Origin of the sequence: Lysinibacillus sp. FSL K6-0057 (assembly GCF_038630885.1) — a bacterium.
GTDB lineage: Bacteria > Bacillota > Bacilli > Bacillales_A > Planococcaceae > Lysinibacillus > Lysinibacillus fusiformis_F.
The window spans coordinates 1688825-1714774 of sequence record NZ_CP152047.1 but is presented as its reverse complement, the minus strand read 5'-3'; the positions used below and the strand labels follow the sequence as shown (position 1 = coordinate 1714774).

22 protein-coding genes and 1 pseudogene are annotated in these 25950 nt (G+C 39.2%); 10 read left to right on the top strand and 13 right to left on the bottom strand.

Annotation, left to right across the window (positions count from 1 at the left end):
• Positions 1-291: 291 nt before the first annotated feature.
• Positions 292-2139, top strand: a complete 1848-nt coding sequence (locus tag MHB40_RS08090) for a multicopper oxidase (protein ID WP_342534755.1) — start codon at positions 292-294, stop codon at positions 2137-2139.
• A 61-nt stretch (positions 2140-2200) separates the two neighbouring features.
• On the opposite strand, the gene MHB40_RS08085 is transcribed toward MHB40_RS08090, so the two are convergent.
• Together MHB40_RS08085 and MHB40_RS08080 are read right to left on the bottom strand one after the other, a co-directional pair.
• Positions 2201-3451, bottom strand: coding sequence for an MFS transporter (locus MHB40_RS08085; protein WP_342534272.1), 1251 nt, complete (start codon positions 3449-3451; stop codon positions 2201-2203).
• Between the two features lie 196 nt (positions 3452-3647).
• Positions 3648-4526 (bottom strand): LysR family transcriptional regulator, encoded by an 879-nt coding sequence (locus MHB40_RS08080; protein ID WP_342534271.1) that lies wholly within the window; start codon positions 4524-4526, stop codon positions 3648-3650.
• Between the two features lie 128 nt (positions 4527-4654).
• On the opposite strand from MHB40_RS08080, the gene MHB40_RS08075 reads away from it, so the two are divergent.
• Positions 4655-5851, top strand: coding sequence for an MFS transporter (locus MHB40_RS08075; RefSeq protein WP_342534270.1), 1197 nt, complete (start codon positions 4655-4657; stop codon positions 5849-5851).
• A 94-nt stretch (positions 5852-5945) separates the two neighbouring features.
• Here the strand turns inward: MHB40_RS08075 and MHB40_RS08070 are convergent, their stop codons facing one another.
• The 8 genes and pseudogenes from MHB40_RS08070 to MHB40_RS08035 form a co-directional block, all read right to left on the bottom strand.
• Positions 5946-7181: a Zn-dependent hydrolase gene (locus MHB40_RS08070; protein ID WP_342534269.1), complete on the bottom strand. Its 1236-nt coding sequence runs from the start codon at positions 7179-7181 to the stop codon at positions 5946-5948.
• A gap of 186 nt (positions 7182-7367) precedes the next feature.
• Positions 7368-7825 (bottom strand): annotated as a pseudogene (locus MHB40_RS08065) (nucleoside deaminase).
• A gap of 13 nt (positions 7826-7838) precedes the next feature.
• The gene (gene arcC / locus MHB40_RS08060) at positions 7839-8789 is read right to left on the bottom strand and encodes a carbamate kinase (RefSeq protein WP_205442460.1); all 951 of its coding nucleotides are present in this window, start codon (positions 8787-8789) and stop codon (positions 7839-7841) included.
• Positions 8790-8791: 2 nt separating this feature from the next.
• On the bottom strand, positions 8792-10270 hold the full coding sequence (locus MHB40_RS08055; protein ID WP_342534268.1) for a cytosine permease: 1479 nt from the start codon (positions 10268-10270) through the stop codon (positions 8792-8794).
• A 31-nt stretch (positions 10271-10301) separates the two neighbouring features.
• Positions 10302-11729, bottom strand: coding sequence for a DUF1116 domain-containing protein (locus MHB40_RS08050; protein WP_342443085.1), 1428 nt, complete (start codon positions 11727-11729; stop codon positions 10302-10304).
• The gene (fdrA, locus tag MHB40_RS08045) at positions 11722-13275 is read right to left on the bottom strand and encodes an acyl-CoA synthetase FdrA (RefSeq protein WP_342534267.1); all 1554 of its coding nucleotides are present in this window, start codon (positions 13273-13275) and stop codon (positions 11722-11724) included. Before fdrA ends, MHB40_RS08050 begins: the two co-directional genes overlap by 8 nt.
• A gap of 2 nt (positions 13276-13277) precedes the next feature.
• On the bottom strand, positions 13278-14156 hold the full coding sequence (locus MHB40_RS08040; RefSeq protein WP_342534266.1) for a DUF2877 domain-containing protein: 879 nt from the start codon (positions 14154-14156) through the stop codon (positions 13278-13280).
• A gap of 31 nt (positions 14157-14187) precedes the next feature.
• On the bottom strand, positions 14188-14796 hold the full coding sequence (locus tag MHB40_RS08035) for an ankyrin repeat domain-containing protein (protein ID WP_205442454.1): 609 nt from the start codon (positions 14794-14796) through the stop codon (positions 14188-14190).
• 214 nt (positions 14797-15010) lie between these two features.
• Between MHB40_RS08035 and MHB40_RS08030 the strand changes: the two genes are divergently transcribed.
• The 4 genes from MHB40_RS08030 (at position 15011) to MHB40_RS08015 (ending at position 20380) form a co-directional block, all read left to right on the top strand.
• Positions 15011-16729, top strand: coding sequence for a PucR family transcriptional regulator (locus tag MHB40_RS08030; protein WP_205442453.1), 1719 nt, complete (start codon positions 15011-15013; stop codon positions 16727-16729).
• A 131-nt stretch (positions 16730-16860) separates the two neighbouring features.
• Entirely contained in the window at positions 16861-18618 is a 1758-nt protein-coding gene (locus MHB40_RS08025) for an ABC transporter ATP-binding protein (RefSeq protein ID WP_342443081.1), read from the top strand.
• Positions 18619-18632: 14 nt separating this feature from the next.
• Entirely contained in the window at positions 18633-19310 is a 678-nt protein-coding gene (locus MHB40_RS08020) for a response regulator transcription factor (RefSeq protein ID WP_342443080.1), read from the top strand.
• Positions 19307-20380 carry a HAMP domain-containing sensor histidine kinase gene (locus tag MHB40_RS08015; protein WP_342443079.1) on the top strand — a complete coding sequence of 358 codons (1074 nt, stop codon included), beginning with the start codon at positions 19307-19309 and terminating at the stop codon, positions 20378-20380. The genes MHB40_RS08020 and MHB40_RS08015 overlap by 4 nt, the downstream gene beginning before the upstream one ends.
• A gap of 25 nt (positions 20381-20405) precedes the next feature.
• On the opposite strand, the gene MHB40_RS08010 is transcribed toward MHB40_RS08015, so the two are convergent.
• Positions 20406-20993: an NAD(P)H-dependent oxidoreductase gene (locus MHB40_RS08010; RefSeq protein WP_342443078.1), complete on the bottom strand. Its 588-nt coding sequence runs from the start codon at positions 20991-20993 to the stop codon at positions 20406-20408.
• A 121-nt stretch (positions 20994-21114) separates the two neighbouring features.
• On the opposite strand from MHB40_RS08010, the gene MHB40_RS08005 reads away from it, so the two are divergent.
• The 3 genes from MHB40_RS08005 (at position 21115) to MHB40_RS07995 (ending at position 23318) form a co-directional block, all read left to right on the top strand.
• Positions 21115-21552, top strand: coding sequence for a MarR family transcriptional regulator (locus MHB40_RS08005; protein WP_342443077.1), 438 nt, complete (start codon positions 21115-21117; stop codon positions 21550-21552).
• Positions 21553-21578: 26 nt separating this feature from the next.
• The gene (locus tag MHB40_RS08000) at positions 21579-21863 is read left to right on the top strand and encodes a hypothetical protein (RefSeq protein WP_342443076.1); all 285 of its coding nucleotides are present in this window, start codon (positions 21579-21581) and stop codon (positions 21861-21863) included.
• A 648-nt stretch (positions 21864-22511) separates the two neighbouring features.
• Positions 22512-23318 (top strand): YqcI/YcgG family protein, encoded by an 807-nt coding sequence (locus tag MHB40_RS07995; RefSeq protein ID WP_342534265.1) that lies wholly within the window; start codon positions 22512-22514, stop codon positions 23316-23318.
• Here the strand turns inward: MHB40_RS07995 and MHB40_RS07990 are convergent.
• Both MHB40_RS07990 and MHB40_RS07985 read right to left on the bottom strand, forming a co-directional pair.
• Positions 23265-24578, bottom strand: a complete 1314-nt coding sequence (locus tag MHB40_RS07990; RefSeq protein WP_342534264.1) for an amino acid permease — start codon at positions 24576-24578, stop codon at positions 23265-23267. The two genes, MHB40_RS07995 and MHB40_RS07990, sit on opposite strands and share 54 nt — an antisense overlap.
• A 16-nt stretch (positions 24579-24594) precedes the next feature.
• Complete coding sequence (locus tag MHB40_RS07985) at positions 24595-25662, bottom strand: arginine deiminase family protein (protein WP_342534263.1); 1068 nt, start codon at positions 25660-25662, stop codon at positions 24595-24597.
• Positions 25663-25688: 26 nt separating this feature from the next.
• Between MHB40_RS07985 and MHB40_RS07980 the strand changes: the two genes are divergently transcribed.
• Positions 25689-25874, top strand: coding sequence for a hypothetical protein (locus MHB40_RS07980; protein ID WP_342443072.1), 186 nt, complete (start codon positions 25689-25691; stop codon positions 25872-25874).
• Positions 25875-25950: the final 76 nt, after the last annotated feature.

The following is a 25950-nucleotide window of genomic DNA, read 5'->3' as shown; positions in this document are numbered from 1 at the left end:
ATTTACTTTGTGCTTTCTCAATTATAAGACATATTTATTCACTTCGTCCGCCTTTTTCGTAAGATACCAACTATTACCTATATTACAAAACTCGCTTGTGGTGATTGTTCTAAAATCTTACATCAATTTGCTTTCAAAATGAACCATCTTATTCCAACAATAATCTGTAGCTAAAATTTTTATGTCTTTACACATTTTTCTCCATTTTTGTCCTCGTTACCTATTGTTTTTACCCATATGATGAGATAATTAGCCATTTTAAGTATTGAAAAGGGACGTGATGTTGTGAGTATGCAAATTAACCCCTCTGACCCAGCAACGATTCCAAAATTTGTAGATGAACTCCCAAAACCAATGATCGCTAAACCCAAATACAGTAGAGGGCAACAAAAGAATGATTATTACGAATTGGTTATGATGGAAGGCCAGCATCGTTTTCATAAGCATTTTCCAAACTCATTAATTTGGGGATACAATGGGCTTTATCCAGGACCAACCATTGAAGCTTCTAAAGACAAAACTATCTACGTAAAATATAAAAATCAGCTGCCCTTACAGCACTTTTTGCCAGTAGATTTTACGCTTCATGCCGCCAACGATTCACAAGAAGTGAGGACCGTCACTCACTTACATGGTGCCAATGTGGATTGGCAAAGTGATGGTCATCCAGAAGCATGGTACACAAGAGACTATCGGCATACTGGTCCAAAATTTAATAAGGAAATACATGAATATACGAATCATCAGCCGGGCACTACCATGTGGTATCATGACCATGCCATGGCTTTAACACGTTTAAATGTCTATGCAGGATTAGCAGGCTTTTATTTACTGAGGGATGCACTTGAGGAACGTTCCAATTTACCATGTGGAGACTATGAATATCCGATTTTAATACAAGATAAATCGTTTAACGAGGATGGCTCATTGTTTTATCCTGATGAACCACCATTCCCAGTTCCCGTTCACCCCTCTATCACACCAGGCTTTGTTGGCAATACGATAGTGGTTAACGGAAAACTATGGCCTTATTTAGATGTAGAGCCACGTAAATATAGATTTCGGTTTCTAAATGGCTCCAATCGCAGAGGCTATGTCATCGGCCTGTCAAATGGTCAACCAATGTTTCAAATTGGTACAGATGGGGGTTTTTTAGCAGCTCCACAACTTATCCAATCTGTCGAGTTACTGCCAGCTGAACGCACAGATGTCATTATCGATTTCTCAAGCTGTGCTGGACAGGAGATCACCTTACTTAATACTGATACTGATTTCAGTGATGAACATACAAATGTGATTATGCAGTTTCGAGTAACTCTGCCTTTAAAATGTGAAGATACAAGTGAAATTCCAGAAAGACTTGCCGTTTCTATGGATCTACATCCACACCATGCACATATCGACAGACAACTGCCACTGACAGCGACCACTGATGAGTTTGGGCGACCTATGTTACTATTAAATGATCGTATGTACCATGATCCAGCAACAGAAAAACCATCTTTAGATAGTGTGGAAATCTGGAACTTTATTAATGCGACGCCTTTTATCCATCCTATTCACCTACATCTCATTCAATTTAAAATTCTGGAACGAAGGCCCTTTGATTTAGAGATCTATCAAAATGAAGGCATCGTACAATTTACAGGACCGCCTGAAGAACCGCGAAACTATGAACGAGGTTGGAAGGATACGGTGAAAGCTGATGCTGGAAAGGTTACGAAAATTATTATGCATTGGAAAGATCATATCGGAAATTATATGTGGCATTGTCACTTCTTGGAGCATGAGGATCATGATATGATGCGACCAATTCTCGTCATGAAAGACGTCCATGCTGTCCAGCAACCGCATGCAGAAGTAGAACATTCAGCATCACATCAAGAAACAACCGCTCCCACAAATCCTACGAGCACTACAAGTACTACCCATCATAGCGAATCACCAGCACCACTATTACATGCGGCAGAACACTCAGCACATGAGGAAGAAAAGGAAGCCTCTCCTATTCAAGAGGAATCGATTGCTATCCATATAGGAGATAATACACAACATATGCCACCGCTACTGTTCCCAACCATTCCTACCAATACTCCTACTAGCAGGCATAGGCCTCGTCGTAGAACAAGAAGATTTTAACTAACGATCGCATTACAAAGAAAACTACCAATGAAAAGGTGGTTTTCTTTGTCCTAGCAAATTATTTAGCCTCCAATCGCCATAGTCTTTTCGTTACGAACGCTAATAATAATACACACACAGAGATCATAAGGACTGGTACATAGATGTTGTCTTGAAAGAACTCGAATAGCAATCCATACCCCATTTGCCCAAGCGGTGCCATACATTGTGATACGGCCATCATAATCGCCATAACCTTCCCTAATTGCTCATTCGGCGTATCCTTTTGGACAAGCGTCATCACGTAAATAGAGATGATTGTCATCATCATTGCAATGACAAGAGCACAACCAATAAATAGGATATAGGAGGGATAATAGCCAATTTGAAGTGTGTGAGGAAATACAGCCATAGCCATTGGAATTACTAAAAAGGCTGACACTAACACCCAAATGTATAGGGTGTGAATGCGCAGCTTTTGAGCAAAATAGCCCATCGTTAACGCGCCTAAAATCGTCGCAAAATCAATAATGCCCATTCCTATTCCATATAATGTATCACTACTTTTCATCGTGACACGAAGAATAATAGGTACACCGACGATAAATAGTGGTGTCAATAATAAATTCAATAAAGCAGCAAGTAGCGTACATTTTAAAATAAATGTTTGCTTCACGACATAAGTAAAACCTTCTTTCATGTCTTTGAGTAATGTCGGTACCAAATGACCATCATAGCTACGTTTTACAAATGGGATTGTCATAAACATTTCTACAATAGCCGTAAAGAAAAATAATAAACCACTCACTATGACAAGAGTTTTGAGACCCAGCATTCCATATAAAATACCTCCAAGTACAGGTGCTGTCACCCCCGCTAATGCCTGCACCCCATTGACGATTCCATTGGCCTGCTCAAGCTTCTGGTCGCTAACCAACAGCGGGATACTCGCCATTACAGCTGGCGTGTACATCACACTAATAAATGATAGTAGCACCATGACCAAGCCAATCCATAGCACTGAATGATTGTCTGTTAGTAATCCAATAAAAAACATCCACACAATGCCGCTACTGACAAAATCAAATAGGACCATTAAATTACGCCGATTAAAACGATCTGCTATAGCACCACCAAATGGCGTAAGTAAAATAGGTAGGCTTGAAATAGCAAAAAGCACGGCAAAAAGATCTGCCCGCCCCGTTATGTCTAAAACAAAAAGTGAAAGAGCAAATCTTAAAAGCGCAGAGCCCAAAATAGAAATAATCTGACCAACTACCATAATGATGAAATCTTTCGAAAAGCCCTTTTCTTTGACTAGCATTTCCATATACTGACCACTCCTTTATACAATTAGACCGACTGTCGGTCATCATTTGTGTAAAAAAAATGTAGGCACAAGTTGAGGCTTTACAAGCTTTTTTGACTTGCCCTACAAAAATAGACTGACTGTCGGTTTATAAATAGTATATGTGAACGCTCCAAAAAAAGGAACTTATTTTTATACCTCCCTTATTTTATTCGTATTAGCCTTTGAAATAATCTTTAATTTGCTCAATCATAGCTGTTGTTGCCTGACTGACATAGCGATCTACGCGGTAAATAATCGATAAGCTACGGCTTGGTGCACCATTTGAAATCCGTATACTACACAAAGTAGGATCATTCATTTGTTGGAGTAACGGATAAGGTTGCACCGTCACACCAATATTGGCTCGAACAAGATTCATGATGGACGTGACAGAGCTTGTCTCAAGAATAGAATGGAGTTGAAAACCATGCTTTTTTACAGCCTCTTCTACAACCTCTCTACCAAGAAAACCTTCTGGATACATCACCATAGGAAGGTCTTCTAATTCAGCAATTGAGATCACTGTTTGATTTGACAATGGGTGCTCCTTTGAAACAGTCAATACGTATTCCTCTCTACATAAAGGAATAATAATCAAACGATCATCTGATTCTACATTTGTCCCAATGCCGATATCCACTTCATTTTCAAGCACCTGCCGCATAATATCGATTGAAGCAAGTATCTTTAATTTCACCTTTGGGAATTTTTGATGGAAATCAATAACTAGCTGTGTGATCCGATAGTCAAGATCAGAGGGCATAATGCCAATCCGTATTTGCCCCCCTTCTAGCGCCTGTAAATCTTTAATAGAATCTTTAACATTTTGTAATGTATTCAATACCTCTGAAGTATAGCTAAATAATAGTGAGCCAGCCTCCGTCACAACAATTTTTTTGCCAATCCGATCGAACAATGGCATACCTAGCTCATCCTCAAGCACACGTATTTGCTGACTTAATGTTGGTTGAGCGATGCCTAGTTTCTCAGCAGCTTTTGTAAAATGTAGCTCCTCATAGACTGCCATAAAATAATGTAAATGCCTTATTTCCATAACGATCACACCTATCATAGTTTGTAACTATTATTGTAATAGTAATAATAGTATTGTTCAATCATTCTAGTTAGTATAGACTTCAATTTGGACTTATTATTTATTTGATATGACGGAGTGGAAAGACAATGAATATAAAACGTAAAATCGTACCAATTATCGCTATTATTTTAGCTTCTTTTAATTTACGACCTGTTATTACTTCGGTGTCCCCTTTATTAGGGACTATTCGTGAGGCTTTACATATGAGTGCGGCTACGGCCAGTTTATTCACTTCTTTAGCTGTACTTTGTATGGGCTTATTTGCACCTTTTGCAATCAAACTAGCCAATCGTTGGAGCATTGAGCGAACTATTGCTTATTCTCTTATTCTTATTGGACTAGCAACAGCTGCCAGATATTTTGCTTATACTGCCTGGGTCATGCTATTAACGGCCTTGTTATCAGGCATTGGCATTGCCATCGTGGGACCATTATTATCAGGCTATATTAAGGAGAAATTTGCGAACCCTTCTCGTGTAGTGGGTATTTACTCGCTAGCACTTGTAGTAGGAGCTGCACTTGGTTCAGGGCTTTCTATTCCCTTAAGTAATCTTTTTCATTCATGGCAAGTTTCTGCTGCCTCCTGGGCTATTCTTGCTTTAATCGCTTTATTCTTTTGGTGGAAGCCCCTCGAACAGAAAACAGTTACGGCAACAGTCGCGAAATCACCTAGTACGAGCATAACTGTGAAGCAAATGTTAATGAATCAAAGGGCTTGGCTTTTAACAGGCTTTTTTGGCTTAATGGCCTTTATGTTTTATACCATTATGGCTTGGTTACCCCCAATCGCTGAAAATTTAGGTTATAGCAAACACGAAGCTGGGCTGATGCTGACACTATTAACAGTTGCCCAAATGCCCGCTACGTTTTTAGTGCCTATATTAAATAACCGTTTTCAGCATAGAGCTGTATGGCTAGTAGGCAGTTCATCATTAGAATTAATCGGTTTATTGATGCTTCTGTTTTCTTATAATCCTTGGCTAAGCAGTATTCTGATTGGTATTGGTGCAGGTGGGCTATTCTCATTAGGGCTAACACTACCTATTGATGAGGCCAAAGATATTCACGAGGCCAGCTTCTTAGCTGCCATGACACAATCAGTTGGCTTTGTATTTGCTGCATTTGGTCCCTTCTTTGTCGGTCTTGTTCGAGATTACACAGGCAATTTTACAACTGCCATTATTGGCATGATTGTTATCGTCATCGTGATGATACTGATTCAACTAAAAATTGGGAATCAGAAGCAAATGCATCATGCACATATGAAAAAGACGACTTTCTAACAAGGAAGGTCGTCTTTTTATTATGAAATCGATTTTTGCCTTTATGAATCATTACGCTAGCAATAAACGTAGATCTTCAGATGACTAATGCAAATTAGCTAACTGAAGCATATTTTAGAACAACGGCCTCTAATACATCGATTCCTATTAATACATCTTCAAGCGCTGTATGTTCATCCGGATGGTGACTTAAACCATCCACAGAAGGAATAAAAATAAGGCCAACTGGTCCAAGCCTCGTCATATTCATAGAATCGTGACCTGCTCCACTTTGCATAAATTGATAGGAGAGTTTCTTTTCTACACAAATCGTTTCTAGATCTTGCATTAGATTTGGAGAAAGTAGGACAGGCTCCTCTGAACTAATGACATTATATTCAATCGTAAGCTGTCTCTTTTGTTGAACGTTTGCAATAACAGCATAAAAATGCTGAAGGACACGTTCTCTCGATTCCACAGAGGATGATCGGATATCTACAGTTAACTCCACTTCACCTGGAACTACGTTCATCGAGCCTGCCACAACCTCTAGTATCCCTACTGTTGCCACAGTTCCAAACTCCTGCTCTGCTATCGCTGCTTTTTCCAATTCTAATGCCAATTCGGATGCTCCTAAAAGAGCGTCCTTTCTCATATTCATTGGGGTCGTGCCTGAATGGGATGCTTTTCCGTTTAACTTCATTAATAAGCGGACTGGTGCTGCTACCCCTGTTACAATACCTATTTTCTTCTCATAGTTAATAAGCAATGGTCCCTGTTCAATATGCAATTCAAAAAAGGCATGGAATCCTTCCTCTACTCTTGTTGCTTGATCAACACTACTAAAATCAAGTCCACAATGAGCAAAAGCCTGCTCCATCGTAATACCATCTCGATCAACCAAATGGCGGTATTTTTCTTTATCGATTAGACCTGCCATTGCTTTACTGCCTACTGTCGACACACCAAATCTTGAAGACTCCTCACAGGCAAAGGCGATAATTTCAATTGGATGCTCTGTCACAATAGATCGCTCGTTTAATCGCTTAATGACCTCTAGGGCTGCGGTTACACCAACAACGCCATCATATTTACCGCCTTGATAGACAGTGTCTAAATGGGATCCCATGACAACAGGCTGCAATCCTGGCACACTGCCTTCTCTTCGAGCAATAAGATTTCCACAATGGTCAATATGAATTTGAAGATTTTCATCTTTACATAAACGAATAAAGGCATGTAAACAAGCCTGTTCTTCATTCGTATAGGCAACTCTCGTAATCCCTTTCTCGCCTGAATTATATTGATTCATTTTATCTAGTAATTGTTGATAACGTTCTTTATAGATCATGTAAACAGCTCCTTCTTAAGCATTACGAAGATGAAAATCAGACCAAATGTACTCTTTCATAGCATTTTTTTCATTGTACCAATTATTTTACACCTTTTTGGTTGAAAATTAGAAAAGGGATTCTCTATAACGAGATCCCTGCTCTAATTTGTCGGAAAGACTTAAGCAGTATATGACTGCTGCAATCTATTTACTATTCGCCATTTTGTCATTGAAATGATGGAACAATGCATCACATTCTTCAGTCGTTTCAATTTTTTCATGTTCAGCACACTTTTATCTTTACCTGTTAAGTAATCACGTAAATGCATATCAGAGAAGCCATGTACATGAGCATCTTCTGCTGTATTACAATAATGGACTTCTTTAATACCTGACCAAATGATTGCACCAACACACATTGGACATGGTTCACATGTAGCGTAGATGACACAATCCGATAAATCCATTGTGCCAAGCTTTTTAGAAGCCTCACGAATGGCTACTATTTCTGCATGTGCAGTGATGTCTGTATCACGCATCATTGTATTGCCTACAACAGCGATGATTTCATCTCCTCTTACAATCGTTGCACCAAATGGTCCACCAATATTTTGATCAATACCTTCTTTTGTTTTATCAACAGCTAGTTGAATGTAATCCATACCGTGATTCCTCCTAGTTAATAATATGAGTACCAGCCTGATTATTAATCGCTTCTTTTAGACTTTCAGGGTTTGTAATAATCACTCGATGACCACCATTTTCTAAGAAGCTTAAGCTTGCTTCGATTTTTGGTAGCATACTGCCTGGCGGGAACTGATTATCTTGAACATGCTGCTTTGTTTCTTCGACTGTAATTTCTTTAAGTGCTTGTTGCTCAGGTTTTCCAAAGTTAATAAACACACGAGGAACACCCGTCGTAATAATTAATGAGTCTGCATTTACTTGTGCAGCTAATAGACTTGTTGCAAAGTCTTTGTCAATTACTGCATCTACACCCTCATAGACATTGTTTTCTTTTTTAACAACTGGAATTCCACCACCGCCTACAGCGATCACGACATAATCATTGTCAATTAATGATTTAATTGCGTCTTTTTCCACGATATCAATTGGTTTTGGGGAAGGCACAACACGACGATAGCCACGCCCCGAATCCTCTACCATTTTCCAATCGGGATGCTCGACTAACATCTCCTCGGCTTGCTCCTTAGTAAAGAATGAACCAACTGGCTTTGTGGGGTTAATAAAGTTTGGATCATTTTCATTGATTTCAACTTGTGTAATCACACTGACTACTTTTTTATCAATTTGACGTTTAGCCAGCTCGTTAATTAATGCTTGTTGAATCAAATAGCCAATTCCACCTTGTGTGTCAGCTACACAGTTTACTAATGGAATTGCTGGCATGCCCGATACCTCATTAGCAATTTCACTTCGTTGTAAAGTGAAACCAACTTGTGGGCCATTGCCATGCGTGACAACCACTTTATAACCTTCCTGAATCATATCCGCAATATGTTCGACAGTTTGAGCAACTGCCTCTTGCTGACTTTGAATGGATTCGCTTCCACTATCTTTTACCAACGAGTTACCGCCGATTGCTACAATAACTAATTTATTCACAACTACACCCCTACTTCTTTTTCTACACTATTTTGAACATTTTGCTGATTAAATTTATATAACAACGTATATAAAATGAATGACACGATCAGTCCGCTAAAGAAAGCAAAGTTATTTAGCTGTACTAAGAACGGCACACCTTTTAGGAAAGCACCTGACATCGGTAAAAGGAAGCTGATCAAAAGGACGATACATGCTACGAAATTATAGCCAGATTTATAAGCCCCATTGCTCCCTTCTTCCACATAAATTACGGATAAATCTAAACGTCTTTTACGCTCGATAAAGAAGCTAGACAACATAATACCTGCGATGGGTCCAAACATAGAGCCTATAAAACTATAGAAGAAAAATAACGTTTCTGTACTCGATACGAGTTTCCAAGGCAAAATGATTGTGCCAATAATCGCTGTTAAAATACCTGCTGTTTTGACAGTAAATACTTTAGGGAATAAAGTTGTCATTTGTAATCCCGATGGTAATAAGTTACCGAAAACTACAAAAGCTGTTGCGCCTACATTTAAAGCTAATATTAATACAATTACAGAAAATGGATTTTGAATTTTATCAATAGCGTCTACAATATTAAAAATTGGTTGCCCGAAAGCAATTTCTGTCCCTGCTATTAAACTAATACAAGTAATCGCAAACAAGAGATACGAGCCGATCATACCAATGGATAAGCCATAGATCATTGCTTTTGGCGATTTAGCTCGATGCGTAAAGTCTGCAATATTTACAACTGGACCCGCCCAGTTTGAAACCAATGCGCTCACACAGGCAATAAAGACCAATGGACTTTCCATTGTTGTAGAAGGCTTATATTCTAAAATGGGCCCGATTCCTCCAGCAATATTAATTGCCCAAATAGCTGCGCCAATAATGAAAATATAAACAATCGGTGATGAATATTTACCGAAGACTGTTAGCATATCCATGCCGCCTAAAAATAGTAAAACTGTAATGACCCATAAAATAATATAAGAAATCATTGTCGGAACATCTAAGCCAAAAATAGTGAAGTCTCCACCAATAGACATATAGTTCGGAATGAATCTTGCAAATAATACATTAAGGGATTGAGCGCCCACAACTGTTGTCGTACCAAAGAATACAACCCCAGCAATCAATCCTCGACATAATGCTGGAATAATAGAGCCTTTCACTCCAAATGAATCTCTTAGTAATATGGCAAATGGAATACCATATTTAGAGGCAGAATATCCATTTAAGCAATAGCCTGCTGAGACGATCACTGCTGAAAGCATAATGGCTAAGAAAACTTGATTAACTGATAATCCTAAGACAAAAAATCCTGCAACCGTCATATAAGACATAATATTGTGAACTGCGCCCATCCACACGGTAATGTAGTTAAAGATTCCCCAGTCTCTTTCCTGAGGACCTTTTGGTAAAAGTTCTTCCGAATAGCCAAGTGCTCTATAGTCTTGATTGGACTGTTCAATTTTAGCGTGTTCCATATAAAGCTCCTCCTACTTATAGGAAGTGGGCTTAAGCCCACTTCTCACTAATTGTGATTAATGCTTTTTCAAAAGCTTCCATTGGAGGATTCGTAATACCAGCACCAATCATACCAATTCCAGCCTCTTTATGTGCGATAGCTGTATTAATAATTGGAAGAATACCTGATTGGATGACTTTACGAATATCAATACCTGTAGGAATTCCCATGAAGTTTAATAATGGAATGGTAATATTTTGGTTTTCTGTCGTTGTAATTTCTTTCATTTTACGAGAATAACCAATTGCTTCATCTACTGTTCCACCTACTAAAGCAACGATTGCTGGTGCAGTAGCCATTGCGAAACCACCGATACCGTATGTTTCTGTAATAGCACTATCCCCAATATCAAGACCTGAATCCTCTGGTTTGTAGCCAGCAAACATCGGTCCGATTACTTTTTGTGCAGGGCCAGTAAACCATGTATTACCTGCCATGCCACTAATACGAACACCAAATTCTACACCGTTACGTGCCATTGTTGTCACGACTGTACTATATTCGATCCCATGTGCAGCATCTAATGCACATTTACAGCAGGCCATCCATGTAGGACCTGAGAAATAATCACTACTTGCCACGAAATCGAATACTGCTCGCTTCTGTTCAACAGGGTAATCTGTTTCTAAGATATATGGTGTCAGTGCTTGAATTAATAAGCTTGTACCTGCATTATTACGGTTATGACATTCGTCGCCCATGTGAAGTGCTTGTGCAAGCATTAATCGTAGATCGATGCCGTCTTGATTTAATTTCATTGCATCACGTAAAATTGGCCCTAACACATCACGCATCCATATTAATCGTTCAACAACGCTGTCATCGTTGGCACCCATACGTAAGATTTTTGCCATTTGCTCACTTAAGTTTGTATAGGCGATATTGCCATACGTTTTATTTTCAACGATGTGCATGAACATCGAAGCAGATGTTACGCCAGCCATTGAACCAACGGCATTATGCTCATGACAAGGTGAGAATGTGATTTCTCCCGAAGCCGCTACCACTGCTGCTTCTTCTAAGTCTTTCGCTAATCCTTCGAATACAAGTGCACCCATAACAGCGCCCTGCATTGGGCCATTCATGTTTTCCCACGTAATCGGTGGTCCTGCGTGTAAAATTGTTTTTTTCGTCATGCCAGGCACAACATTGATGGCTTGATCAAAACCAATCAGCACGGGTTGAGAGTTCACAATTTTTTCAACTGCAAGACGGTTTGCTGCTTCAATTTTTTCAGCAAGTTCTGCTTTATCGATTCTGTTTAATGCTGCAATAATTTCTGGCTTACCTCCACCTGGTGGTGACCACTCTAGGTGTGTAGCACTTGCATTTTGTGCTAAAATATCATCTTTAAAAAGTTCAATACCTACGTTAATTACGTTAATTTTACTTGTAAAAAGTTCATTAATCTTACTCATGATTTTCTCCTTTCAGCACCATTTCTCTAGCAAGTAATCCAGCATTTGTACTACTACTTGCATGTGTAACACCGGCATCGATTAATTTTTTCACTTGCTCATCTATGTTTGGCGTATCTAAATCAGTTCCAAGGACATACCCAATGATTTCTAAATGTCTGCCTTCTTTTTCAGCTAATTGTTTTGCTTCAATCATGGCAGGAAGCATAACGCCAACTGGGTCTTCATGAGAGCCAAAGCCTAATACGAAGTCCATCACAATGACACCAACTGACGGATCTTTTGCTTCTTGTAAGAAACGCTCAATACGAGAAGATGGATCGATCATTGGATGTGGTTTACCATTTGTAAAATCATCATCACCGAAGTCAATGAAAGTATGTTCTTGACTCACATTGATATCTTTCAATAAGAAATCAGGATTTTTCTGAATGTTACTGTAAACGTTATCGAATTTTTCCATCGCTAGATACATAGATTCATCACAAAGCGTACCGCCACAGAATAACCCACGAATGTATTTTTGTTCTGGTGCTAATTTTGCACGAACCTCTTCAACTAATGGAATGTTAAGTGCACGTTTGTTAATGCCTGCTTCATCAATACCTGCTAGTAAGACTGCTTTTAATGCTGCTTCTTTCGATGTTTTAGCAAATTGTCCACCAGCTGCCACTACCGCCTCTTCATTACCACCGATAAAGTAAACCACTACTGGTTTGCTGCATTCTTTGATTTGTGCGAGCACCTTTTTCTCAACACTTGCTTCAGGTGGCTTCGATACTAGAACGATCACTTTTGTCGCTTCATCCGCATCAAGGGCTTTAATACCATCAAGCATCATAATGCCGCCAACTTCTTTACTTAAATCTCTTCCGCCAGTACCGATCAGTTGTGTGATTCCACCACCGAAGTCATGAATACGAACACTTACCTCTTGGCTACCTGTACCAGATGCTGCTACAATACCGATATTGCCTTTTCTCACAGCGTTGGCAAAGCAAAGACCTGTATTACCAATAATGGCCGTACCACAGTCTGGCCCCATCATTAATAGACCTTTTTCATGTGCTAAAGTTTTTAATTCTACTTCGTCTTCAACGCTTACATTATCACTGAACAGCATCACGTGTAGATCATTTTCAAGTGCTTTGCGTGCTTCACGAACGGCAAATGCACCATTGACAGAAATGACCGCAAAGTTTGCATCAGGGATACCTTGTGCAGCAGAATCTATCGTTGCATATTTAATATCGCTTTTTGCTTGTGCTTTATTTTTATTTGTTAGTAATTCTTCGACTGCTAGGTAAGCGCTTTCTGTTTGATCCGCACTAGTAGTTTTGACAATAATCATTAAGTCCCCTGCTGTTGCTTCTTCCACTTCTGGCGTCATCAAACCAACATTGCGAATGACCCCTTTGTTCATTTCTGTACCCATACCAATAATTGCTTGCTCAACGCCTTCAATTTGATTCGCTTTTGTAGATAGTGACATCAATGACACTGAATCAAAATATGTGTTGCGCTTAATTACGACTTTAATACTCATCTTTATCCTCCTAATTTTATATTGGCTTCTAAGCCACTTATTAGCCCTAAGGCAATATCTGTTCCTGAGGAGGAGCCAATAGCAAGCACCTTTCTCAGAGCCTCAATCGATTCCGCTTCTGTGCCATATAAAATGGCGTGTATGAATGAACAGATGGACTCCCTTACTTGTCCATATGCTGCCTCCTTCAATGTTGTATAACTAATCTCATTGGTTAAAGGCTGAATCATTTTGATGACGCTTTCACACAATGGTTTATAAATAGAACACGGACTATTTTCTATGTGAATGACAGCAAATAAGCCTACTATAAAATCATCCCCTGATGGTGTAAGTCCTGGCCCCAAGCCGACTAAATCAGCTGCATATGCCTGAAAGCGATCCAAACGCTGATTCAATATTTCCTCATAAAGCAAAGTGGTACGCTGCTGTAGCAATCTCGATGTCTCCGCTTCAAATTCACTGACGGGTGAATCATTACGTTTTATGCCGCCGCCTTTGCCTTGTAAATCAATGAATTGTTTCACACTGCTCATATTCATTCTTAAACTTGTACGATTTAATGGATAAATAGGTAGCTGACATTGCCAACGAGTGGCTGTGTGAATCGCTATTTGTAATTTTTCTTCTATTAAAAGTTGATTATGGCGAACCAATACTCTGTCATATTGATGAATGTCCAGGTGATCGAACGTATCGAGATCAATGACAAGTGTATTGGGTGCACGATCCATTGCTTTCGTAGCAAGTGTGAAAATTTCACCATTACCATCTCTCTGAATATTTAAGGCATGTTGAAACACACTATGGACCGTTCCAGTAAACGCCGTTGCCACCATTTGTTGAAGAAAATAATCATCACCAGATTTGGCATGTATCATATGTACACCTCTTTATGTCGTAGGAGTACTACTATTTTGCCCCTGCTTCTAGTAGAATTTTTTCAATTTCAGTGAATCCCTTTTCTCTAGCCATCGCTAATGGCGTCACTCCGTATTGATCCACTAATTGTGTATCTGCACCATGTTCAACTAATAGACGAACAATTTCCTGTTGCTTTTCTCCACCATCATTTAGAAGGATGGCTTCAATCAACGGTGTCCAGCCACAAATATTTGTATGGTTGACATTGATATCTGTAGTCGTTGCAAGTTCACGAACTACTTCTACAAAGCCCTTCTCACTTGCTGGATGAATACCGACACCGCCAAAGCGTGTTAAACGCTCTAAATCTGTGTTTGCTTGTAGCATCATTTTCACAAGCTCTAACTTTCCGTTAATACATCCATACAAAAATGGGTTTAAACAAATTTGATCTTGAAGGTCGATATCTGCTCCTTCCTGAATTAGAAATTTTACTGTTTCTAATTGATCATTCATCGCAGCAAGTAAAATTGCTGTACGCTTACGCTTATTTCGAGAATTAATATCCACACCTTGTTGTAAATAACCTTTCAGAGCGTTAATATCCCCTGCTTCAGCTGCAGTTAAAAATTCTGAGACTACATTCATATCTACCAATTTCATACCTCCATTTTTCCGACCTATTGTTCATTTCAACTAAATGGAAATGAACCGCGAGAATGTTATTATCTTCACATTTCCGTCTTACAAGCTTTATTTTATTCTCTTATGCCGTAGATATCATTGTTTAGCAAAACCAAAAAGAATGTAGATGATTTAGGCAATATGTACAATGTTTTGTGATAAGATTATGGCAAAGGAGTGAAATCATTTGCTAACAATCAAAGATATATTAGACATAAAGGCGCTTGAAGGAATTAAAATTGTTGCTGGCGAACAAGGCATTCACAATGAAATCGCACTTGTAAACATTATCGAAAATCCCGATGCATTTGATTGGCTGACACCGAATGAATTATTATTAACAACCGGCTACATCTTCCAGGACGATGAAGCATTACAAAATAAAATCATCCAAGAAATCTCTAAAATCAATTGCGCTGGCCTCGTCATCAAAATGAGGCGCTATTTACAAAAAACACCTCAAAACATGATCGATATTGCCAATCAACATGGATTGCCGTTATTAGAGTTGCCTTATAATTACACCCTGTCCAAGGTCATCTCGATCATCAATGAAAAGGCATCAGGAGGTTATGATCTATTAAATAGAAAATCTTTAGATATGCACAATACGCTATTTAAGGTTGCACTTGAAGGAGGAGGCATTGAATCCATTTCCTCAAAATTAGCCGAAACAATTAATAACCCAATTATCTTTTTAGATAATGACTGGAATTTACTGCATTATACAGATCTTGATACCAATCCAGTGCCACTTGCCTATGGGATCAACCTAAAGAAGAATCGTCCAACGTTTTCAAAGGATTTTATTGATACTATCCCGATTGATCTCAATGAAATGCAAAAATCCATTACACGAATCTATCAATTAGAAGATATCGCAGTGAAATGTAGAATACTCCCTGTCGCAGTTGCCAATTATATTTATGGCTATATTGTCATTTGGCAAACTGTACGTGATCTGAATGAGTTTGATTACATCGTTTTAGAGCAAGCCTCCACGATCGTGGCATTAGAAAGGATTAAACAGAAGGAAATTGAGGGTGTACGTTTAAAAATTAAACAGGAGTTTTTTGATGATTTATTGACTGGAAAAATCACTTCGATTGAAACGCTACAAACACTTTGTGATCTCCACGGCTTAAAGATCAACCATAAATATTATTGCATCGTCATCTCTATTAGCCATGAAAACCTTCAAAACCAGCATGATTTAATTTCTCGAAAATACGAGTCCGATAATATTGCAAAAAAATGTATGAACTTAATTTATGAGCATTCTAGTACGATCAATGGAGAAATTACGTGCCTATATCGCAACAACCAAATCATCCTATTAGTTGGACAGCAGGACGGCAAACAAGATTTCACAATCAATGAAACAAAGCACTACGCAGAAAACATTCTCCAACTATTAGTACAGCAACATACCCAAACCTCCTTCTTAATTGGAATTGGCAAAGAATATAAACATATTCGATTTGTTCATAAAAGCTTTGCAGAGGCACATGAAGCACTACGTCTTATGCATCGCTTCGAAGAACGTGGAGCTGTAGCTCATTTTGCGGATCACTCCATCTATCATTTTTTAGATTCGAATATTAACGAAGTGCAGCTCAAGGACTTTTTCTTAGAAAGCTTGGGCACTGTCTTTGAGCACGATCTTTTACATGGGACAAGCTACCTAATTACATTAGAAAATTACTTTATTAATCATATGAATATAAGTGAAACAGCCAAGGAAATGTTTATCCATCGCAACACATTAATTTATCGAATCGAAAAGATTAAAGAAATTTTAAAAACCGATTTAAAAAGCTATGAGGAACTCTTACAAATCCAACTAGCCTTGAGAATCTATCGCTTGCTTGGTAAGTCTTTATACCACGATGAATTCGCAGACTAGCATCAAAAGGTGGTGATCGCATCACCTTTTTTGATGACCATTCATTTCATATTCAGTTCATAAACGCATGCTATAGTAAAGCCATAGAAACGAAATACATTGTTTTCGGACAATGAAGGAGGCTTATTTCTTTGCAAGAGACATCAAAAGATACAACAAAACAAAAAGATTGGCGCCGTTTTATACAATTAGTAAAACGAGCTGAACCACCGATTTGGCTACTTGTCATCGCTTTAGTGATGAGTTTAGCAACGACGGGTGTAGGATTTATTGTTCCATTATTTACAAAACAATTAGTGGATGGCTTTTCGTTAGAATCACTTAATTATTGGCAAATCATTGTATTGGGGATTGCCTTTATCGCACAAGCTATTGCTAGTGGATTATCCATCTATTATTTAAATCGCGTTGGGCATCATGTTGTGGCAAAATTACGCGATCAATTATGGCGAAAGCTGTTGCATTTACCAATCCCCTATTATGATGAACATGATACAGGCGAAACATTAAGCCGTGTTACGAATGACACAGGGGTTGTGAAAGAGCTTATAACAGAGCATTTAGCAAACTGTTTATCTGGCGTTATTTCCATTATAGGTTCTATCATCATTCTTCTATTTTTAGATTGGAAAATGACGTTAGTGATGCTGATTGCCGTACCACTGGCAATGGTGATTTTAATGCTGCTAGGTAGACGCATGTTTGTGATTTCAAAAGGGATGCAAGATGAAACAGCGAAGTTTACGTCTGTATTAAATCAAGTATTACCTGAAACACGCCTAGTAAAGGCTTCGAATGCTGAGCAAATTGAATATGAGCGTGGAAAAAAAGGCATTACAAATCTCTTTACATTCGGCTTAAAAGAAGCGAAAATCCACGCACTGATTTCACCGCTTATTTCATTTGTTTTAATGTCAGTGCTTGTAGCTATTATTGGCTATGGTGGTGTCCGTGTTTCCTCTGGAGAGCTGACGGCTGGCGATATGGTAGCATTTATTTTATATTTAATCCAAATCATTATGCCGATGACACAATTGACGATGTTCTTTACCCAACTGCAAAAAGCAATGGGGGCTACAGAACGAATTAGTGCATTACTTGAATATGAGGAAGAACATATTGAAGAAGGCTTAACTGTAGAAAAAGTAGACCAACCCATTAATGTTAAAAATGTTGATTTTTCTTATGGTGAAGAGCCTATTTTATCCGATATTAACTTCACAATTGAGCCAGGCAAAGTAACAGCCATCGTAGGACCAAGTGGTGGCGGTAAAACAACCACATTTTCTTTGCTAGAACGATACTATCAGCCTACGAACGGCAGTATCACACTAGGAGATACACCAATCGAAACTTTCTCACTCCACTCTTGGCGTAGTCAAATCGGCTATGTGGCGCAGGAAAGTGCCCTGCTATCAGGTACGATTCGAGAAAATATTTGCTATGGTATTGACCGTGAAGTGCAAGATGATGAACTAGAAAAAGTGGCTAAAATGGCCTATGCAGATCAATTTATTAATGAGCTTCCAGACAAGTTTGACACTGAAGTTGGAGAACGAGGCATCAAGCTTTCAGGTGGACAACGTCAGCGTATCTCTATTGCAAGGGCGCTGTTACGTAATCCGCAAATATTAATGCTGGATGAAGCCACATCGAGCTTAGATAGTAAATCAGAAATTTATGTACAAAAAGCATTAGACAACTTAATGCAAGGGCGCACAACATTAGTCATTGCGCACCGTTTATCGACAGTGGTAGATGCCGATCAAATTTTATTTATTGAGAAAGGGCATATTACTGGCTGTGGCACACACGAAACACTCTTTGAAACACATGCTATGTATCGTGAGTTTGCCATACAGCAATTACGCATTAAAGACGTTGAATAAAGGGGTTTGTTGAAATGACAAAACTATTAGTGGTGGATGATGATGCACATATTCGAGAATTGGTAAAAGTGTTTCTGCAAAATGAGGGCTTAGAGGTGATTGAGGCTATCGATGGTGTTGATGCACTGTCCAAATTAGACACTGAAAAAGTCGATATGGTCGTGATGGACATTATGATGCCCAACATGGATGGCTGGGCATTATGTGAGGAAATACGTTCATTCAATACAGATCTACCAATCCTTATGCTCACAGCTAAAGGAGAAACCTCCCAAAAAATCAAAGGCTTTCATTTAGGGACGGATGATTATCTCGTGAAGCCATTTGAGCCTGCCGAGCTAATTGTACGTGTTAAGTCAATCTTAAAAAGATACCGTATCTCCCTTTCTCAAGTTGTAGAGGCTGGTAACGTCAAACTGAATCGCCACACACATGAAGTGGAGATGAACGGCGAGGCGATTCTACTTCGTTTAAAGGAATTCGAGCTATTATTTACATTTGCAAGCTATGTTGGCAAAACCTTTTCCCGCGAACAGTTAATCGAAGAAATTTGGGGCTACGACTATGAGGGAGATGAACGAACAGTTGATGTCCATATCAAAAGAATTCGCGAGCGCTTCCCACAGGAGACGAGTGGCTTTGTCATTCGTACCATTCGTGGGCTCGGCTACCGCTTGGAACTAGCTTCATGAGAAAACGAAGATTCCTTTTAAGATTAGCCATGGTCTTTTGTTTGTTTCTTATTGCCAATACTGTTTTTGCTTTTATTTCCTATCACGTAACGACATGGCTGTATGGTCGATTAGGGACAGAACCTCATGGATTTTGGCTACAATTAGCAACAGTAATTGGCGTGTTTGTGCTCTTCGCCTGTTCAGCGGCTATTATCTTTTTAATTGGACTAAATCGACAACGCAACTACTGGGATACCATTGTCGATGCATTAAGCCGCATGGCAAAAGGTGATTTTGATGTCCAGTTGGATTTGAAAGCAGATGAAGAAGATCAATTTGGGCAATTGATTCATGGTATTAATCATATGGCCGTTGAATTAGGTGAACTGGAAAGAATGCGTCAAGAATTCATTTCCAATGTCTCTCATGAAATTCAGTCACCGTTAACGTCTATTAATGGCTTTGCAAAGGCACTGAAAAATATCAATCTACCTGAAGAAAAGCGTCAGCATTATTTAGATATAATTGAATTGGAAAGTAATCGTTTATCCAAGATTAGCGACAATTTACTCAAGCTAACATCCTTAGAATCGCAGCATCATCCATTTGAGCCTATAAATTATCGACTCGATAAACAATTACGCAATGTTGTACTGGCACTTGAACCGAATTGGATAGCCAAACAGATCGACTTTGATCTCGATCTTGATGGCATGAGCATCACAGCAGATGAGGATTTAATGAATCAAGTATGGATGAACTTGCTGACAAATAGCATTAAGTTTACGCCCGCCAAAGGAACCATCACCCTGACTATGAAGAAGCAATTAGATACGATAACGGTGATGGTTCAGGATACTGGTATTGGCTTAACGGAAGAACAACAAAAGCATATTTTTGAAAGATTTTATAAGGCTGATCAATCACGAACCGTTGGAAATGGCGGTAGCGGATTAGGGCTAGCCATTGTCAAAAAAATTATCGATATGCATCACGGAACTATTGCTGTAGAAAGCAAGCTAGCTGAATTTACAAGATTTTTGATTACGGTGCCTATCGACAGTACGCCAACTCGTGCAAACGACTAAAAATCGTCTGCACGAGTTATTTTTTCTAGTAAGCTACTTTTCTAAAATATTGATAGACTTTATTTAGTTTTTGCTGTTGTTTCCCTTTTTTGCTTTCCATATTACCAAACTCAAAAAACTTCACTTTTTTCATTCCAACAAACTTAAACAACGCTCTCTTCATCAAAATTTTATGTGCATTGTTCAACCATAGGAATGGATAATTGGTTGGCCCCTTCATCGTAGACACACAGACAACAGATTTCCCTTTTAAAAGACCCTCTGGAAATAACCCCTTTGTATCGCGATAAGCAAAGTTTGCCGCAAATAATTGGTCAATATACCCTAACAGCATGGCTGGCGGTCTCCCCCACCAGATCGGATAAACAAATACAATTTGATCTGCCCAAGAGAGCTGTTGGCGGTATTTTTCCATTTTCGGATCCTGATACATATCACGACGTCGCTTATGCTCATGAAAAATTAAGCGAGGATCGAACTCTTCTTCATATAAATCTAGTATTTGAATCTCCTCGATGTCAGGATTTTCACGACACCCCTTTATCACCTCTTGTAAAAAAGCATAATTTAAACTTTTATGGTTTGGGTATGTATAAACAATTAACGTTTTCATTGTGTGCCTCCTCATTACTTATCATTTGACAACAAAATAATAATTCATCTAAATTTAGTTGTCAAATGATAATTGTTTTAAGACAAGTTATTTGTTATCTTGACAGTAAGAGGTGATCCCATTGAATAAAAGCGCTTTATTTCATCAGTTTGTATCATTTACAGCCACCATCCATCAAGTGACACATGATCTCACACAAAATGTTACCGCTGCGAATATCACACCGCTACAATATAAAATTCTTGAATATATTAAAGTAAGCCAACCTGTCACACCAACCGAAATCAGTGATTGTCAACACATGTCCTTACCTAATACAAGCCGTGAATTACGGAAATTGCAGGAACGACAGCTAATCGAAAAATTTAGCGACACAGCCGACCGAAGAAAGCAGTATGTCCGCTTGTCCAAAGAAGGCGAAAAAATGATGGAGGAGGCATTCACCTGTATCGAAGAACGCTTTTTACAGCTTATTCAACACGCAACACAGGATGATCTAAAGGACATCCAGCATGCTCTAACCATTCTAGAGGAAAAGGTTTTTCAACAAAAAGGCTGAGACCATGCTGCTTTGGGAGTGTGGTGATGGCTTTTTATTCAAAGCCGCTCTTTCCTTGGCTTGAAGTGATCTCATTTGATTCAAAGCCGCTCTTTCCTTGGCTCGAAGTGATCACTTTTGAACCGCTACCGCTCTTTCTTTGGCCAGAAGTGATCATTATTACTTCTAAACCGATCATTCTTTGGTTCGAAGGCCTCACTTCTGATTCAAAGCCGCTCTTTCCTTGGTTCGAAGCGCTCTCTTTTGGTTCACAGCCGCTCTTTTCCTGGCTCAAAGCGCTCTCTTTTACTTCTAAGCCGCTCTCTCCCTAGTTCGAAGCGCTCTCTTTTACTTCTAACCGCTCTCTCCCTAGTTCGAAGCCGCTCTCTTTTGGTTCACAACCGCTCTTGCCTTGGTTCGAAGCGCTCTCTTTTGGTTCACAGCCGCTCTTTTCCTGGCTCGAAGCGCTCTCTTTTGGTTCACAACTGCTCTTTCTTTGGTTCGAAGCGCTCTCTTTGGTTCACAACCGCTCTTTTCTTGGCTCGAAGCGCTCTCTTTGGTTCACAACCGCTCTTTCTTTGGTTTGAAGTGCTCGCTTCTGATTCAAAGCCGCTCTTGCCTTGGTTCGAAGCGCTTTCTTTTGGTTCGCAACCGATCTTTTCCTGGCTTGAAGCGCTCTCTTTTACTTCTAAGCCGCTCTCTCCCTAGTTCGAAGTGATCATTCTAGCCTTCAAAGCGCTCTTGCCTTATTTCAAAGCGCTCACTCTTGATTCAAAACCGCTCATCTTCTGGCTTAAAGTGATCACTTCTTAACTTAAACCGCTTATTCTCTTTAATCGAGTTATTTATCTTTTGGTTATCCATAACGTGAAATGAAGCATAAAAAACTTTATCAGAATACCCGTGTCACTCACCTTAGATTCGTAACCACTTTGTCTTTTCTTTAATAGTATAAAGGTGAGTAGAAGGAGGAGTCTCAAGTGGAAGTAGTAGTGTTTGATAGGGAGTGGATCGAGGAACAGTTTGAAACACTTCCATTATGGCAACAGTCAGCTTATACTGACTTTGCTGCCACGATTGCAGACGAAGCGAATACATTTCCGTGTATACCAGCAAGAATGGGCTTTTTATCAAACCATTTGCGCTATAGTTTTGTCGGGGATCCACGGGAGGAGCAATCGATTAAGATGTTGGCACAATGCTTAAAGGACTATACGAAAGCGTCACGAACTTTCGGGAAGTATACAACACTCACTGTGTTCTTTCATACCCCTCATGATATGCGAGATAGCTTTGAGGTGGCAGATTATCAGCAGTTATTTTGGTCCATCTTAAACAATTTAACCAATATGGATGAGATGGATTGGCCTGAGGGAATACCAATGGAACCAACCCACCATGAGTGGGAGTTTTGCTTTCATGGAGAGCCCTATTTTATTTCTTGTGCAACACCAGCCCATAAATTGCGAAAGAGTCGTCATTTTTCAACTTTATTGATGGCTATTCAACCACGTTGGATATTTGATGATATTAACGACTCGACCGCCTTTGGACGAAAAATCAAAAAGCTGATCCGCCAGCGTATTGCAGACTATGACACGGTTCCAGGGCATCCAGATTTAAAATGGTACGGGCAAGAGGATAGCTATGAATGGAAGCAATATTTTTTAAGTGATGATAACCATAGTCCATCCAAGTGTCCTTTTTTACGGATGTCACAGGAAAATGGTTCATTACACAATGTTTTTTTGCCTTTTCACAACGATCCAGGTCGCCACACCGATTAAGACAATAAAGAGCAGGCTCACGCAAAAACCGAGTCTGCTTGTTTTTTCGCCTAAAGTCCCAGATACCGTCACAGCAATGAGCAACATCCCTATACCATTCTTTACATGCCCCCACTTCGTTAACTCCATAAGCTTCCAATATGTTACTAAAATAAAAAGCCAATTATAGATCAACATTAAACCCGCTGCCGTGATCAAATATTCAAAGATTTTTTCTGGCATCAAAAAACCAATCACAATCGTGATCACTAACCCACCCGTTAAAAATAACAAGGCTGGAAAAGGAACTTTCATTTTTCCTTTCTTTGCGAGTATTGCCGGTGCATCATGGTCCTCAGCAAGTGTAGTAAGAATGGTAATGACTGCATAGAGCGAAGCCACCATTGTTGAAAAACCAGCAATGATTAACACACCATTAAAAATATCTGCCACAAAGGGTATATGATAATTTTGAAGCGCTGTAATAAAAGGACTTTCATCGATTGAAAAGTCTTTCCACGAAACGAGTAACAATGCAAGGGCTATAGCCATGATAAAAATAATCGTAATCACAAACAGCATCATTCTCCCTGCTTTTGGCGCTTCCTTTGGATTTTTCAAATCGATGACCATTAAACCCATCACTTCAATTCCTCCGTATGCATAAAAGGCATAAAGCAAGCCAAGCCAAATGCCTTTTATTCCTTGCGAGAAAAATGCTTCATAATTAGCTTGAAGTGAAGCCAATGTAGCGGATTGTGTGCCTTTCATGATGATGATCACCGCTACGATAATGAACATAATGATGGCCGCTGCCTTTAGGGCGCCGAAGATATTTTGAAAATTTTCAAACCCCTTCATACCCGTGAGGATAACGACTAATCCGATTGCAGCATAAATTGATGCAGCAATCCAGAGTGGCAGCGCTGGAAACCAAAACTTCGTAAAAATACCGAGTGCCATCAGCTGGCTCCCCATAATCAATAACTCAGAAATCAAGTAAACCCAGCCATTACTAAAGCCTGCCCAGCGTCCAAAGGCTTGCTTGGCATAGGTACGAAATGAGCCTTTATCTGGGTTTTCCACAGACATTTTAACAAGTGCATCATACACTATATACGTACAAATGGCCGCTAATAAAAAAGGAATTAATACCGCAGGCCCACTTTTATGAATGGCCATACTTGTCCCAAGAAAAAAGCCAGTTCCCAGTGTACAACCGATACCAAGAAGCGAAAGCTGCCACCATGCCATACTTCCTTTAGTTGATTTTGAAGTCATTTTTATCAGCCCTTCGTTACGTTCTTACCAATGGCAATGTCATACAGCGAATGCCACCGCCGCCTTTTTCAAGCTCTGTGACATCGACTTCAAGCAAGTTCTTTTTCTTTAGCAGTGGATGCGCCAATAATTGTTGTTGCGTTGCCTGCTTGCTTATCAACAGTGTTTCTGGATTCAGGTTAATGAAGTTAATGTCTGGAATGGTCTTATATGTGTCTAGCCAGTAAACATCAAAACCATGGCGCTGTAAAAATGGCTCTACCATGTCAAAACGACTGCTTTGTGCTGTCAACACCTGCACAGGAAAATGGCGTACAAAGCTTTTAGCTACTACCAGATTAGCGTTCACTACATTACAATTCATATCTAAATGCAGCGTATCATTACTTTTAGGTAAATCAATCACAGCAATTTCTGAAAAGCCCTCTTGAAAAATGCTTTCCTTCAAACTTTCGATAGCCTCTAATGTTGTTCTCATCCCAAGATTAATGAGCACAGCATCTTTATTTAAAATTAACAAATCTCCGCACTCGAATGAATGAAGTGGTTGTGATGTAACTATCCATTGCTGCGGAAACCATCTCTCTAAAAGTGAATGAGCAAAAGGATACTCTGGTCTTCTAAGTGAACTGCCTGCCTTTCCAAGTAAAAGTCGATTACCAATGACACAGGCGAGGTCACGTACAAAATAACGATTGAGTAACTGTTCACTTAATAGCTGCTGATCATGGGCTAGTTCCTTTGCATAATCAAGTACATGTACCCCAGCGTTTTCTAATGTTGTCTTGAATGCCATGAAGTTCTCCATTGCTTTCTGATGGTTGACCGTATCACTCCAACCAACCTGCTCTGCTATTGTTAAATCTGTTACATCTACGATTGATGGTGCACAAAGCATCACCACTTTTAATTCCCCATGTTCTGACCAACAATTTAGTTGAAATGAATCCATCCATGTATTCTCCCCTTCTTCACGACGATCTCTGTTAGCGTTACCATTGACTTTCGGATTATACAAAGCCAATAGTTTCGAACATGATGGAATACTATAAATTTCTAAAACAGTATGTAGGACAGCAGCCAATCATTTTACCTGGTTAGGTGGTCATCATGCTTAATCCATCAAACGAACTATTACTACAAAAAAGATATGAGGGACTTCCTAAATTAGACGAGAGCTTTGAGGATACACAGTTACTAGGTGTTTTTTCTGGTCCAGATTGTTACCTTAAAGTATCAAATGGGGACGAATTATACGCAGTGACAGCAGTCCAAGAAATGAGCTCGGTAATATAGTGATTGATTACACTGAATCAGAAACAATGCAATATTTTTCACTGTCAGATTTGCCAAACGATTTAATAGATCACCC